The sequence below is a fragment of the Roseateles sp. P1_C1_2 genome (genome assembly GCF_056406535.1).
The window spans coordinates 26724-41131 of sequence record NZ_JBFUAB010000007.1; the positions used below are offsets into that span (position 1 = coordinate 26724).

Annotated in this window: 13 protein-coding genes; 4 read left to right on the forward strand and 9 right to left on the reverse strand. The window is 67.6% G+C overall.

Translation table 11 applies throughout. The annotated features are described in order from the left end of the window. Positions 1–13: 13 nt before the first annotated feature. Complete coding sequence (locus AC1D2H_RS08305) at positions 14–967, reverse strand: NAD-dependent epimerase/dehydratase family protein (protein WP_478010605.1); 954 nt, start codon at positions 965–967, stop codon at positions 14–16. After that, the gene (kbl, locus tag AC1D2H_RS08310) at positions 964–2160 is read right to left on the reverse strand and encodes a glycine C-acetyltransferase (protein ID WP_478010606.1); all 1197 of its coding nucleotides are present in this window, start codon (positions 2158–2160) and stop codon (positions 964–966) included. The genes AC1D2H_RS08305 and kbl overlap by 4 nt, the downstream gene beginning before the upstream one ends. 92 nt (positions 2161–2252) lie before the next feature. On the opposite strand from kbl, the gene AC1D2H_RS08315 reads away from it, so the two are divergent. Together AC1D2H_RS08315 and AC1D2H_RS08320 are read left to right on the forward strand one after the other, a co-directional pair. Beyond that, positions 2253–2819: a helix-turn-helix domain-containing protein gene (locus AC1D2H_RS08315; protein WP_478010607.1), complete on the forward strand. Its 567-nt coding sequence runs from the start codon at positions 2253–2255 to the stop codon at positions 2817–2819. A 31-nt stretch (positions 2820–2850) separates the two neighbouring features. Beyond that, complete coding sequence (locus tag AC1D2H_RS08320) at positions 2851–3807, forward strand: Bug family tripartite tricarboxylate transporter substrate binding protein (RefSeq protein ID WP_478010608.1); 957 nt, start codon at positions 2851–2853, stop codon at positions 3805–3807. A gap of 3 nt (positions 3808–3810) precedes the next feature. Here AC1D2H_RS08320 and AC1D2H_RS08325 read toward each other — a convergent pair whose 3' ends face one another. Together AC1D2H_RS08325 and AC1D2H_RS08330 are read right to left on the reverse strand one after the other, a co-directional pair. Continuing rightward, positions 3811–4266 (reverse strand): YccF domain-containing protein, encoded by a 456-nt coding sequence (locus AC1D2H_RS08325; protein WP_478010609.1) that lies wholly within the window; start codon positions 4264–4266, stop codon positions 3811–3813. A gap of 20 nt (positions 4267–4286) precedes the next feature. Next, on the reverse strand, positions 4287–5597 hold the full coding sequence (locus tag AC1D2H_RS08330) for a YihY family inner membrane protein (RefSeq protein ID WP_478010610.1): 1311 nt from the start codon (positions 5595–5597) through the stop codon (positions 4287–4289). 27 nt (positions 5598–5624) lie between these two features. Here AC1D2H_RS08330 and AC1D2H_RS08335 point away from each other — a divergent pair, with 27 nt between their 5' ends. Together AC1D2H_RS08335 and AC1D2H_RS08340 are read left to right on the forward strand one after the other, a co-directional pair. Continuing rightward, the gene (locus AC1D2H_RS08335) at positions 5625–6005 is read left to right on the forward strand and encodes a DUF2069 domain-containing protein (RefSeq protein ID WP_477934162.1); all 381 of its coding nucleotides are present in this window, start codon (positions 5625–5627) and stop codon (positions 6003–6005) included. Beyond that, complete coding sequence (locus AC1D2H_RS08340; protein WP_478010611.1) at positions 6002–7405, forward strand: FAD-binding oxidoreductase; 1404 nt, start codon at positions 6002–6004, stop codon at positions 7403–7405. Before AC1D2H_RS08335 ends, AC1D2H_RS08340 begins: the two co-directional genes overlap by 4 nt. Here AC1D2H_RS08340 and AC1D2H_RS08345 read toward each other — a convergent pair. The 5 genes from AC1D2H_RS08345 to nuoN form a co-directional block, all read right to left on the reverse strand. After that, complete coding sequence (locus AC1D2H_RS08345) at positions 7383–10598, reverse strand: efflux RND transporter permease subunit (RefSeq protein ID WP_478010612.1); 3216 nt, start codon at positions 10596–10598, stop codon at positions 7383–7385. The genes AC1D2H_RS08340 and AC1D2H_RS08345 overlap by 23 nt on opposite strands. 15 nt (positions 10599–10613) lie before the next feature. Beyond that, complete coding sequence (locus tag AC1D2H_RS08350) at positions 10614–11783, reverse strand: efflux RND transporter periplasmic adaptor subunit (RefSeq protein ID WP_478010613.1); 1170 nt, start codon at positions 11781–11783, stop codon at positions 10614–10616. Between the two features lie 100 nt (positions 11784–11883). Beyond that, positions 11884–12471, reverse strand: coding sequence for an NUDIX domain-containing protein (locus tag AC1D2H_RS08355; RefSeq protein ID WP_478010614.1), 588 nt, complete (start codon positions 12469–12471; stop codon positions 11884–11886). Then, entirely contained in the window at positions 12458–12760 is a 303-nt protein-coding gene (locus AC1D2H_RS08360) for a DUF2818 family protein (protein WP_477934152.1), read from the reverse strand. The genes AC1D2H_RS08355 and AC1D2H_RS08360 overlap by 14 nt, the downstream gene beginning before the upstream one ends. Before the next feature lie 152 nt (positions 12761–12912). Continuing rightward, positions 12913–14394 (reverse strand): NADH-quinone oxidoreductase subunit NuoN, encoded by a 1482-nt coding sequence (nuoN, locus tag AC1D2H_RS08365; RefSeq protein WP_477934150.1) that lies wholly within the window; start codon positions 14392–14394, stop codon positions 12913–12915. Positions 14395–14408 lie beyond the last annotated feature (14 nt).

Below are 14408 nucleotides of genomic sequence, written 5' to 3' on the forward strand. Positions count from 1 at the left end.
CTGGCACCTCCTGTCAGCCAACGCGTAGTTCGCGTGTCAGCTCAGTCAGCATGTCATCGACCATCGCATCGAGGTCGTATTGCAACTTCCAGCCCCAGTCGGCTTGCGCGGCCGCATCGTCGATGCGCTGCGGCCAACTGGCGGCGATGGCCTGGCGGAAGTCGGGCACGCAGTCCATCGTGAACTCGGGCAGGCGGCGGCGGATGGAGGCGGCGATGCCTGCCGGCGTGAAGCTGACGCCCGCCAGGTTGTAGCTGCCGCGCTGCTTGACCTGGTCGGCCGGTGCGTTCATCAGCTCGATGGTGGCGCGCAGCGCGTCGGGCATGTACATCATCGGCAGCGCCTGGTCCTCCTTCAGGAAGCAGGTGTAGCGGCCTTCCTTGATGGCGGAGTGGAAGATCTCGACGGCGTAGTCCGTCGTGCCGCCACCGGGCGGTGTCTTCCAGCTGATGAGGCCGGGGTAGCGCAGGCTGCGCACGTCCACGCCATGCTTGGCGTGGTACCAGTCGCACCAGCGTTCGCCGGCCAGCTTGGAGATGCCATAGACCGTCGTCGGGTCCATCACGCAAGTCTGCGGCGTGTCGACCGCCGGCGTGTTGGGGCCGAAGGCGGCGATCGAGCTGGGCCAGAAGATCTTGTCCAGCTTCTCGTGGCGGGCCAGCTCCAGCACGTTGAGCAGGCCCTTCATGTTCAGGTCCCAGGCCCACATCGGGTGCTTCTCGCCATTGGCCGAGAGGGCGGCGGCGAGGTGGTAGATCTGCGTGATGTGGTGGCGCTTGACGACAGTGGCCAGGGCGCCGGCATCGGTCACGTCCAGCGCCTCGTGCTGCAGCGCGGGCACACGGCCCTTGGGCGCCAGGTCGCTGGTGATGACGACGTCGTTGCCGTGCAGCTTGGCGAGCTCCGTCGCCAGTTCGGTACCGATCTGGCCGTTGGCGCCGATGATGAGGATGCGGATATCGCTCATTTGACGAGGCCCAGCTCGCGGCCAGCCTGCGTGAACGCAGCGACGGCCTTTTCGAGATGCTCGCGCTCATGCACCGCCGAGACCTGCACGCGGATGCGCGCCTGGCCCTTGGGCACGACGGGGAAGAAGAAGCCGACGGCGTAGATGCCCAGCTCCAGGATGCGCTTGGACAGTTCCTGCGCCTTGACCGCGTCGTAGACCATGATGGGCACGATGGGGTGGGTACCGGGCTTGATCTCGAAGCCCGCGGCCTGGATGGCCTCCCGGAACCAGGCGGTGTTGGCTTCGAGCTTGTCGCGCAGGGCGGTCGAGCCTTCCAGCAGGTCCAGCACAGCGAGAGATGCGCCGGCGATGCTGGGCGCCAGCGTGTTGCTGAATAGATAGGGTCGCGAGCGCTGGCGCAGCAGCTCGACGACTTCCTTGCGTGCGGCCGTGAAGCCACCCGAGGCGCCGCCCAGGGCCTTGCCGAAGGTACCGGTGATGATGTCGATCTTGCCGAACACGCCGCGATGCTCGGCGGTACCGCGGCCGGTCTTGCCCATGAAGCCGCTGGCATGGCATTCATCGATGCCCAGCAGCGCGTCGTACTGGTCGCACAGCGCGCGGATCTTGTCGAGCTGGGCGATGGTGCCGTCCATGGAGAACACGCCGTCGGTGAAGACCAGCGTGAAGCGGGCGCCCTTCTCCTTGGCTTCCTTCAGACAACGCTCAAGGTCGTCGAGGTTGTTGTGCTCATAGCGGTAGCGCTGGGCCTTGCACAGGCGAATGCCGTCGATGATGGAGGCGTGGTTGAGCGCGTCGCTGATGATGGCGTCCTGCTCGCCCAGCAGGGGCTCGAAGAGCCCGCCGTTGGCGTCAAACGCTGCCGCATAGAGGATGGCGTCCTCGCAGCCGACGAAGCGGGCGATACGGCCCTCCAGCTCCTTGTGCAGGTCTTGCGTGCCGCAGATGAAGCGCACCGACGACAGGCCGAAACCATGGGTGCGCAGCGCTTCATGCGCCGCCTCGATGACCTGAGGATGGGACGACAGCCCGAGGTAATTGTTGGCACAGAGGTTGATGACCTCGCGGCCGTCGGTCGTCTTCACGACGGCGCCCTGAGGCGTCGTGATGATGCGCTCCGCCTTGAAGAGGCCGGCGGCACGGATACCGTCCAGCTCGGTCTGCAGATGGGAGTAGAAAGGCTGGCTCATCGCGTGCTCCTGATGCACAATCCTGTAAATCGAACTTGTTCGATATATCGAACTTTCGTGCAGTATCTGAAAAACGTCTACCGCCGTCAAGCATGAATATGGACACCGAACCGCCCCGCGTCGGCGCTGCATTGCAGGCGCTGCGCAGCAGCCGTGGCCTGTCGCTGGATGATTTGTCCAAACGCGCCGGCGTGAGCAAGTCCATGTTGTCGCAGATCGAGCGCAATCAGGCCAATCCCACGGTGGCCGTGGTGTGGCGGCTGGCCAATGCGCTGGGCGTGGACATGGGCGAACTGCTGGGCACGGAACGCATCGCCACGCCAGCCATCGAGACCGTGCCGGCTCATGCGACGCCGGGCCTGACCAGCCCCGACGGCCTGTGCAAGCTGCGCATCCTGGGTCCGATCGAGCTGGCGGGACAGTTCGAGTGGTACGAGCTGAGCGTGCAGCCCGGCGGTGTGCTGGATTCGCAGGCCCATGAGCCCGGCTCGCGCGAGCACCTGAGCGTGCTGACCGGCAGCCTGGAGGTCAGCGCCCAGGGCGTGACCAGCAAGCTCAAGGCCGGCGAGACGGCGCGTTATGCCGTCGACGGCCCGCATGCCATCCGCAATGCCACCAAGTCGGCGGCGACCGCACTGCTGGTGGTCCTGCACCCGTAGACTCCCGCGGGTTCAACTCGGGAGCCCGCCGATGATCCAACGTCGTTCAGCCCTGGCCGCACTCGCGGCCCTGCCCTTTGCCGCTCAGGCCCAGGAAGGCAAGCCCATCCGCCTCCTCGTCGGCTTCCCCGCCGGCGGCGGCACCGATGCCATCGCGCGGCTGCTGGGTGAAGCCCTGCAAGCCTCCCTCGGCACGACGGTCCTGGTCGACAACCGGCCCGGCGCCGGCGGCCAGATCGCGGCCCAGGCGCTGAAGGCAGCCGCCCCAGACGGCACGACCTTCTTCGTCAGCCACGACCACACCATCTCCATCCTGCCGCTGGTGCTGAAGAACCCGGGCTTCGACCCGAGCCACGATTTCGTGCCGGTGGCCGGTTTCGCGACCTTTGCCAACGCGCTGGCCCTGTCGGGCGGCACACCGGCCGCCAGCCTCCCCGAGTACCTCGCCTGGGTGAAGAAGCAAGGCGGCCAGGGCAATGTCGGCATTCCGGCGCCGGCTTCGGTGCCGGAGTTCCTCGTCAAGCTGCTGGGCGAGAAGCATGGCCTCAACCTGCTGGCCGTGCCCTACCGTGGCAGCGCGCCCATGATTGCCGACATGCTGGGCAACCAGATCAGCGCCGGCGTGGGCTCGGTGCCCGACCTCATCGTCAACCACCAGCAGAAGAAGCTGAAGATCGTCGCCGTCATGGGCCAGCAGCGCCAAGGCGTGCTGCCCGAGGTGCCGACCTTCGCCGAACTGGGCATCGCCGGCTTCGAGGACCTGCCCTACTACGGCCTGTTTGCACCCGCCGGCACTTCACCCGCCGTCGTGGAGCGCTTCTCCAACGCGCTGGCCGGGGTGATCAACCAGCCGGTGGTGAAGGCCAGGCTGGCCGAGCTCGGCCTGTCCGTGGGCATGATGACTTCGGCCCAGCTGGCCACCCGCGAGCGCGCCTATGCCGCGGCGTGGGCCAAGATCATCAAGGCCGGAGGCTTCCAGCCGCAGTGAGGCTCAGTTGCGCCAGCCCGTCACGGAGGCTTTGGCCTCGTGCGTACGTGCGGCGGCCGACACTTCCTTGTCGACGATGGTCTTGCCGATGGGCGCCAGCGCGATGCCGGCCAGCTTCAGATGCTGGATGGCGAAGGGAATGCCGATGATGGTGCAGACGCAGGCAATGGCCGAAAACACATGGCCGATGGCCAGCCACACGCCGGCGAGAATGAACCACACCACGTTGCCGATCACGCCGAGCCCGCTGGTGCCAATGTCGTCCACGCCCGACAGCGTCCTCCTGCTGACCGCCTCCTTGCCGAAGGGGAAGAAGGCGAACTGACCGATGACGAAGCAGGCGCGCCCCCAGGGGATGCCGACCACGCTGACGAAGGCCAGCAGCCCGACCACCCACCAGCCCAGGCCCATCAAGGCGCCGCCCAGGACGAACCAAAGAAAATTTCCAATCGCGCTCATGGTTTCCTCTTGCCAAGCGGTCAGCGCACCGGCGCGCCGACCGCGGTCGTGAACAGGTCGGCCAGTTGCAGGCGCTGCCAATCGCTGCGCTGCCACAGCGGGCCCAGCGTGGTGCCGCGCTCGGCCAGGAAGGCCGCCAGCAGCGGCTCGGCCGGCGTGCGCTCGGGCGCGCACATCAGCACCAGGCGCTGGGCGCCCTCCTCTTCCAGCCGGCCTATCCAGTCCATGGCCAGCAGCTTGTCGATGACGGGGCTGAGCTGCAGCGGGTCCACGCGCAGGGCGCTCGCCAGCGCCAGATAGGACAGGCCGCGCTGGCCGGCTTCGCGTACGCGCCAGAGCTCACGCAGTGTTTCCAGCGCCAGCGCCATGGGCTGGCCGGGCGAGTCGGGGCGCAGATGCAGCCGGCCCGTCAGGCTGGGCGTGTTGGCCGCCAGGATGGCGCCCAGCAGCACGATGACCCAGCCGAGGTAGACCCAGATCAGGAAGACCGGCACGGTCGCGAAGGCGCCGTACAGCGTCGAATAGGTCGGCACCTGCTTGACGTACCAGGCCAGCAGCGACTTCGCCAGCGAGAAGCCCAGCGACACGAAGGCGCCGCCGATGAGGGCATGGCGCCAGCGCACATGGGTGTTGGGCACATAGTGGAAGAGCCCGGCCATGGCCAGGCCGAACAGCACGACGTCGGCACTGCCCAAGGTCGTCGACATGGCGGCCGGCATGGCCGTGAGATAACCCTGGCCGACGCTGATGGCATAGCTCGTCAGCGTCAGGCTGCCGCCCAGCAGCAGCGGGCCCAGCGTCAGCGCGGCCCAGTAGACCAGCACGCGCTGCGCCATCGGTCGCGGCCGCTTCACGCGCCAGATGGCGTTCAGCGTGCGGTCTATGGTCAGCATCAGCGCCAGCGCCGTGATGCCGAGAAAGATCAGGCCGACGACGCCGAGCTTGTTGGCCTTGGCCGCGAACTGCGTCAGCGAGGCCAGCACCGGCTTGGCGATATTGGGCGGGATCAGGCTCTTCAGAAAATACTGCTCCAGCGCGGACTGGAAGCTGGAGAACATCGGGAAGGCCGTGAAGATGGCCAGCATCACCGTCAGCAGCGGCACCAGCGAGATCAGCGTCGTGAAAGTCAGGCTGCCGGCGGTCAGGCCGAGCTTCTCCTCGCGAAAGCGCTGGCGGAAGGTGTGCAGCGTCTGCAGCCAGGGCCAGGCCAGCAGCTCGGTGATGAAGTCGCTGGCGAAGGCGATGGGGTTGCGGGCCAGCGGCGCATCGGGGTTGTCGGGCGCTGCAGGCGGAACGGGCGGGATCGGCGGAATCGGCGGGATCGGCGTCATGGACATGGCTTCTATGATGCCGCAGCTATGTCCCCTGCCCTCGAAAGAACCGAACCCACAGCCGTCGAGCGGCTGACACGCAATCTGGCGTTCAGCGCCACCGTGAGCCTCATCCTGCTGTGCCTGGCCTGGGAGCTGTGGCTCGCCCCGACCGGCCGCGGCACGCTGGCCGTGAAGGCGCTGCCGCTGCTGGCTGCCCCGCTGGGCTTGTGGCGCTATCGCATGTACACCTACCGCTGGCTGTCACTCGCCATCTGGCTCTACGTGATGGAAGGGCTGGTGCGCTCGACGAGCGAAAGCGGCCTCGGGCAATGGTTGGCGCTCGCCGAAGTGGTGTTGAGCGTCGTCATCTTCACGGCCTGCACGGCACAGATCCGCCGACGCCTGGCGGCGGCCAAGGCGGCATGAAAGCCTTCCTCGACGCGCTGCGGGAGCGGCTCGGCGAGGCGGGCCTGCTGGTGGGCGGTGATCTGGCCGCCTATGAAAACGACTGGCGCAAGCGCTATGTCGGCAAGACGCTGGCCGTGGCGCGGCCGGCGTCGACCGATGAAGTCGCGGCGGTCATGCGGTTGTGCCACGAGTACCGCGTGACCGTCGTGCCCCAGGGTGGCAACACCGGTCTCGTCGGGGGCTCGACCCCGGACGACAGCGGCCACCAGCTGGTGCTGAGCCTGTCGCGCATGAAGCGCGTGCGCAACATCGATGCCGCCAACGCCAGCCTGACCGTCGAAGCCGGCTGCGTGCTGGCCGAGGTGCAGGCCGCCGCCGCGGCCGCGGGCTGGCTGTTCCCGCTCAGCCTCGCCGCCGAGGGCTCGTGCACGCTGGGCGGCAACCTGGCGACGAATGCCGGTGGCACCCAGGTGCTGCGTTATGGCAATGCGCGCGAACTCTGCCTGGGGCTGGAGGTCGTCACGGCGACGGGCGAGGTCTGGCAAGGCCTGTCGGGCCTGCGCAAGGACAACACCGGCTACGACCTGCGCGATCTCTTCATCGGCAGCGAGGGCACGCTGGGCGTCATCACCGCCGCGACGATGAAGCTCTATCCGCAGCCCAAGGAGCGCCTGACCGCGCTGGCCGCTTGTGACTCGCTGGAGGATGCTGTGGCCCTGCTCGGCCTGGCGCGCGCGCGGGCCGGCGATGCGCTGACCGGCTTCGAGGTCATGAACCGGGCTGCGCTGGCTCTCGTCGCGCGCGAGCTGCCGCAACTGGCACTGCCCCTGGGCCCGGCCGAATGGAGCGTGTTGCTGGAACTGTCCGATGCCGAGAGCGCCGAGCATGCCCGCAGCGTTTTCGAAGGCCTGCTGGAAGCCGCCTTCGAGCGCGGCTGCGTGCAGGACGCGGCCATCGCCCAGAACATCCAGCAGGCCAAGGCCTTCTGGCATCTGCGCGAGTCCATCCCGCTGGCGCAGGCCCAGGCGGGGCTGAACATCAAGCACGACATCTCCTTGCCGGTGTCGGCGATTCCCGGCTTCGTCGCCGAGATGGATGCGGCGCTAGGTGCCTATCTGCCCGGCATCGAGGTCATCGACTTCGGCCACCTCGGCGACGGCAACCTGCACTACAACGTGCAGGCGCCGGCTGGTGTAACACCGGCCGAGTTCCTGGCCGCGCACGAGGCGGCCATCAACGAGAAGGTCTACGACGCCGTGCAGCGCCGTGGCGGCTCGATCTCGGCCGAGCATGGCATCGGCCGGCTCAAGCGCGAAGAGCTCGCTCAGCGCAAGGACCCGACGGCCCTGGCGCTGATGCGAGCGATCAAGCGGGCACTCGACCCACTCGACCTGCTCAACCCTGGGCGGCTGGTGTAACGATCACTCGGCGGCCCGTCACCAGACGGCCCAGCTTGACGATCAGTCGGAACACGAAGCGCACCATCACGAGGGCCAGCACGGCCTCGATCAGCGTCATCACGAAGGCACCCACCACCGTGAAGCGCGGCACGCGGCGGTGGAACTTGGCCAGCGCATGGTCACGGGCCAGTTCGATGCTGTCGTAGAAGGTCGGCACGATCAACAGTGTCAGCAGCGTCGACGTGATGGTGCCACCGATGATGGCCACGGCCATCGGGCGGTAGAACTCGCCGCCTTCGCCGATGCCGATGGCGACCGGCATCATGCCGGCGATCAGCGCCAGCGTCGTCATCAGGATGGGACGGAAGCGCTTGCGGCCCGCATGCATCAACGCCTCTTCACGGTCGATGCCGGCCTTCTCCTCCTGGCGCGTCGCGTCCAGCAGCAGGATGGCGTTCTTGGCCACCAGCCCCATCAGCATGATGACGCCGATGAGGCTCATCAGGTTCAGCGTGCCGCGCGTCAGGATCAGCGCCAGCACGACGCCGATCAGGCTCAGCGGCAGCGACAGCATCACGGCGAAGGGCGCCGTGAAGCTGTTGAACTGGATGACGAGCACGAAGTACATCAGCGCGATGCCGGACAGCAGCGCGGTGATCATGGCCGTGAAAACGACCTGCTGGTCACGCGCCGCGCCAGCCAGTTCGATGCCGAAGCCGGGCGGGAAGTCGATCTTCTCGGCCAGCTTCTTGGCTTCGGCGGTGATCTCACCAGACGAGCGGCCCTGGGCATTGGCGCTGACCGTGATGGTGCGCTTGCCATCGCCGTGCTGGATCTGGCCCGGGCCCTTGCCCATGGTGACGGTGGCGATCTGGTCCAGCGGCACCATGCGGTTGGTGCCGGTCACGGCGATCGGCAGGCGCTCGATGTTGGCGGCGTCGACGCGGTCGGCCGGGTGCAGGCGGATGGACACGTCGCGGGCCTCGCCGGTCGGGTCGATCCAGTCGCCGGCCTCGACACCGGCGAAGGCGACGCGCAGCGCCTGGGCCGCGTCGTTGACCGAGATGCCCATCTGGTTGGCCAGGCTGCGGTCGAGCTCGATCTGCAACTCGTTCTGCGGGTCCTGCTCGGAGTAGCCGATGTCGACCGCGCCCTTGATGCCGGCCATGGTCTTCTGGAAGTCCTGGGTGATCTGCTGCAGGCGGCGCGTGTCGGTGCCGTAGAAGCGGATCTGCACGGGCTTCTGGGCACCGTTGTTCAGGTCGTCGAGCACGACGTACTCGGCGCCGACCAGGCGAGCGACCTTGTCGCGCAATTCCTTGGCGACGTCGGCCGCCGAGCGCTGGCGTTCGGTGCTCTTGCCGATGTCGACATAGATGCGGCCGCCGCTGGCGTTGGGATAGGACGTGGTCGCCTTGGTTTCCTTCATCGTCGAGGCCAGGGCCGCGGCGGCGTCGAGCTTGAGCTTGGAGTAGTCCAGGCTGCTGGACGCCGGGCTGCGCACCTCGATGGCGAGGAAGCCGGCGTCGGCCTGCGGCAGGAAGCTGGAGCCGCCGAACGTGGCCTGCAGGAAGATGGCGCCGACCAGGCTGGCCAAGGCGAAAGCGGTCATCCAGCGGCGGTGATGGAGCGCCCAGGCAATGACATGGCCATAGCTGTTGGCCACGCCGTCGAACCAGTGGTTGAAGCGTTCCAGCAGCTTGCCGAAGCCCTTCTTAGGCTGCTCGTGATAGCCCACGGGGTCGCCCCAGTAGGCCGACAGCATGGGGTCGAGCGTGAAGCTGATGATCAGCGACACGACGACCGAGGCGACGACGGTCAGCGCGAAGGGCTTGAACCATTGACCGGGGCCGTTGCCCATGAAGGCGACGGGCACGAACACCGCGACGATGGCGAAGGTGGTGGCGGCCACGGCCAGGCCGATCTCGGCCGTGCCTTCGCGCGCCGCCGTGACGCGGTCGCTGCCGCGCTCCATGTGGCGCACGATGTTTTCCCGCACGACGATGGCGTCGTCGATGAGCACGCCGATGGCAAGCGACAGGCCCAGCAGGCTCATGAAGTTCAGCGAGAAGCCCATCAGCCAGACGGCGATGAAGGCCGCCAGCACCGAGGTGGGCAGGGACAGCGCGGTGATCAGCGTCGAGCGCCAGCTGTTCAGGAAGGCATAGACGACGAAGATGGTCAGCGCGGCGCCGAAGACGAGGGCGTCGGTGACGTTGTGCAGGCTGTTCTCGGCATCCTTGCCGCCGTCCTGCGTGATCTCGAGCGTCGTGCCCTTGGGCAGCTCCTTCTCGACCTCCTTCAGCAGTGTGCGTGCGCCATTGGCGACGCTGACGGTGGACGCGTCACGCGAACGCGTGATGGAGATGCCGACGTTGGGCCGGCCGTTGCGCAGCGAGTAGCCGGTCATCTCGGCGAAGCCGTCCTGCACTTCGGCGACCTGGCCCAGGCGCACGACGGTACCGGCGGTGCGCTTGATGATCATCTGCTCGAACTCGGCCGGCGACTCCAGGCGGCCGAGCAGGCGGATGCTCTGGTCTTCCAGCGCGCCGCGGATCTTGCCGACCGGCGCCGTGGTGTTCTGGGCACGCACGGCGTTCAGCACCTCGGTGACGGAGACGCCGAACTCGCGCAGCTTCTCGGCATGCAGCAGGATGGACAGCTCGCGCTTGAGCGAGCCGTTGACGCCCACCGTCGACACGCCCGGGATGCCACGGAAACGCTCGGCGAGCTTGTCCTCGGCCAGGCGGCTGAGCTGGGCGTGGGTCAGCGTCGTGCTGGACAGCGACAGCTGCAGGATGGGCTGGGCGCCCGGGTCGGCCCGCGTGATGATGGGCTCGCGGATCTCGGTCGGCAGCTTGTAGCGCACCGAGGCGATGGCGTTGCGCACCTCGTCGGCGGCCTCGATCATGTTCTTCGAGAAGTCGAAGACCAGCACGAGGGTGGCACTGCCCTCGCGCGACGTGGAGTTGGAGCGGTCCACGCCCGAGATGCTCTGCAGCGCCTTCTCGATGCGGTTGACGACCTCGCGCTCCACCGTCTCGGGTGAGGCACCAGGGTATGGGATGTTGATGACGAGCACGGGCGGCTCGACCTCGGGGAACTGGTTGACCTTGAGCTTGGACAGCGCCAGCAGGCCCACCAGCATCAGCCCGATGACCATGACGACGGTCGCGACGGGCCTGCTGATGCTGAAGTTGGAGAGGAACATCGGGGAGCCTCCTGCTTACTTGCTGGCGGTGGGCGTGGGCGCAGCGCCGGGCGTGACGGCCGAGGCCGCACCGGCGCCGGCCGTGACGCGCTGCAGCGGCGCGCCGTCGACCAGGTTGCCCGTGGGCGCGCGCAGCACCTGGTCGCCCAGGGCCAGGCCGGCAGCGATGACGACCTCGCCGCGGCGGTCATCACGCTCGCCCAGGGTCACATTGACCTTCTTCAACTGGTTGCCCTCGACCTTCCAGACATAGGCCGCATCGCCCTGGCGTTGCACCGAGCCCTCGGCCAGCACCAGCGCCTTGCGCTCGGCGCTCTCGACGCGGCCTTCGGCATAGAGGCCGGAGACCTGGGGCGCCTTGGCGCGGTCGTTGAACTCGGCGATGAGCTCGACCTGGCGGGTCGTCGCATTGGCGGCCGCGTCGATGCGGGCCAGCTTGCCGCGGAACTCCGCGTCGCCAAAGCCGTTGATGCGGAAGGCCACCGGCTGACCGAGCTTGAGCTCGCCCAGGCGGTCGGCCGAGACCTGGCCTTCGAAACGCATGGACGCCGGGTCGATGACCTTGATGAGCTCGCGGCCGATCTGCACGGTGTCGCCGACGGAGATCTTGCGTTCGCTGACGACGCCGTCGAAGGGCGCGCGCACCTCGGTGCGCGAGACCTGCTGGCGGGCCGTGACGGCGCGCGCCTTGGCCGCGGCCAGCTCGCTCTGGGCCGAATTGCGGCGCACCTCGGCGTCTTCCAGGCCTTGCATGGAAATCATGCCCTGCTGGTTCAGCGTCTTCTGGCGGGCCAGCACGCGTTCCGTCTGCTCGAAGCTCTGCTGGGCGGCGCGCAGAGCCTCCTCGGCGGAGGTCAGGCCGTCGCGGATGGAGGTGGGGTCGAGGCGGATGATGAGATCACCCGCGCGCAYGCGTTCGCCGTTGTCCTTGGCGACCTGCAGCACGACGGCGGCCACTTCGGCACGCAGGTCGGCGCGGCGGGCCGGCTGGATGGCACCGGTGATGACGGGGGCACCGATCAGGCCGCTCTGGCCCACCTGGCGCAGATCCTCCGGCGCCAAAAGCAGCGGCGCGGCGGCCGGCTTGGCGGCGGCCTTGGCATCGTCAGGCTTGCCGCCCTTGCCGCAGGCGGTGAGGGCCAGGGCCAGTGTCAGGACGGTCAGGATCGGCGTTGCACGCGTCATGGAGAGAAGCTTTCTGCGGTGGAAAGGTTTTCGGGCGGCTCAAACGCCTGAGCTTAACGGTCTGGCAACAGTTCGCCAGAGGTCATGCACTGAAAAAGGATCAGGCGCGCTGCCAATCCAGCGGCCAGGCACCCTGCTGCCAGCGCTGCAGCCACAGCAGGCCGATCAGCGTCTTGGCGTCGGTCAGTTCGCCCTGGGCGGCGAGGCGGTCGAGATCCTCGACCGCGTGCGTGACGAGTTCGAGAAACTCGCCTTCATCCAGCTGCTGCACGCCCCTCGTGAGGCCGCGTGCGAAGTAGATGTGGATGCCTTCGTCCGAGTAGGCGATGGCGTTGTGCAGTACGCCGGCGTAAGCCCACTCGGTGGCGCTGTAGCCGGTCTCTTCCAACAGTTCGCGCTGTCCGCAGGCGAGTGGGTCCTCGCCGGCGTCGAGCTTGCCGGCCGGGAACTCCAGCATCACGCGGCCCATGGGGTAGCGGTACTGACGCTCCATCAGCAGCCGGCCATCGTCGAGCAACGGCACGACCATGACAGCGCCGGGGTGGCGGATGTATTCGCGGTGGGCAGCACGGCCATCGGGCAGCGCGACGCGGTCGCGGCGCACATCGAGGAAATGGCCGGCGTAGACCTGGCTGCCTTCGATCAGGCGTTCGACGAGATGCTCGTCTGAGGCATCAGAGGTGGCCACGGCGCAGATACCTCCAGACGAAGCCGGGAAAGCCCAGCGTGATGAAGAGGCAGGTCGCCGCCGCGTAGAACTCCCAGCCCTGGGCCTGGCGCTGGCCGATGCGGGCTTCCAGCAGCGAGCCAAGGCCGAAGGTCAGCACGGCCATCAGCACCAGCTCCAGCAGCCGCCACCAGGCCGCCTTGGGCGCCTGGCGCGGGCCGACGAGCAGCACGCGCTCATTGAAGTAAGGCAGGTTGGCCGCGACGACGGCCACGGCCAGGACCAGCCAGACGGCGACCGATTGATCCATCAACTTGCGGGCCGAGCGACGGGCCGCTCCCTAGCCGGCCCGCTCTGGCGATGTGCTTGCGGCTCAATGCCGCAAGCATCGCCGTCCCCTCGGGGGACCGGCCAGGACCGCCCGCGTCCAGYGGCGCGGTCGTGGACGAGGGGCTGTGCCATTCAGGTCGCCAGGGCCTGGCGGATCGCGACCTTGCACAGCTCCAGCAGGCCACCCGGCAGCAGGCCGAAGACCAGCACGGCGGCGCCGTTGAGCGTCATGACGAAGCGCACGTCGGCCGGCGCGGCCAGCGGGGCCGTGTCGGTCGGGGCGTCGAAGAACATGACCTTGACGATGCGCAGGTAGTAGAAGGCGCCGACCAGCGACACGACGACGGCGAAGCCGGCCAGCCACAGGTAGAACGGCAGCTGCGTGGCGACCAGGGCCTGCAGCACGGCGAGCTTGGCGTAGAAGCCCACGGTCGGCGGCACGCCGGCCAGCGAGAACATGAACAGCGTCATGACCAGCGCGAACCAGGGGCTGCGCTTGCCCAGGCCGGCCAGGTCTTTGATCTCTTCGGCCTCATGGCCCTGGCGCGACAGCAGGATGACCATGCCGAAGGTGCCCAGCGTCGTCAGCACATAGGTGACGACATAGAACATCGCCGAGCTGTAGGCATTGGTGCCCCAGGTCGTGCTGTCGTTGACGACGCCGGCGGTCATGCCCAGCAGCATGAAGCCCATGTTGGCGATGGTCGAGTAGGCCAGCATGCGCTTCAGATTGGTCTGGGCGATGGCCGCCAGGTTGCCGATAAGCAGCGACATGACGGACAGCACGACCAGCATCTGCTGCCAGTCCACGGCCAGGCCGCTCATGCCCTCGACCAGCAGGCGCACGGTGATGGCGAAGGCGGCCAGCTTGGGCGCGCCGCCGATCAGCAGCGTGACAGCGGTCGGTGCGCCCTGGTAGACGTCGGGCACCCACATATGGAAGGGCGCGGCGCCGAGCTTGAAGGCCAGGCCGGCCACGACGAAGACGGTGCCGAAGACCAGCACGCTCTTGTTCGGGATGCCCTGGGAGATGACATTGAAGACTTCGGGGATGGTCAGCGAGCCGGTGGCGCCGTACATCATCGACAGGCCGTACAGCAGGAAGCCGCTGGCCAGCGCGCCGAGCACGAAGTACTTCATGGCCGCCTCGGTCGACACCGCGTGGTCGCGGCGCAGCGCCACCAGCGCGTACAGCGACAGGCTCATCAGTTCCAGGCCGAGATAGACGACCAGGAAGTTGTTGGCCGACAGCATCACGTTGATGCCCAGCAGCGCGAACAGGCTGAGGATGAAGAGCTCACCCTTGAGCATCTCGCGCGAGGCCGCGTAGGGGCGCGCATAGACCAGCGTGATCAACGTGGCCACGCAGGCGAAGCCGGCCAGCAGATGGCCCATGGGGTCGGCGACCACCATGTCCTGCATGGCATAGCTGGTCAGGCCGGCGTTGAAGTAGCTGAAGTGCAGGCCACCCACGACGACCAGCGTCAGCTGGGTCAGCCAGTAGGTCGGACGGCGCTGTTCGTCGGTGACCCACAGATCCACGAGGGCGACCACGCAGCCCATCGCCAGCAGCAGGATTTCGGGATAGATCGCGAGCCAGTTCATGTCGTTCATTGTTTTGCCTCTGC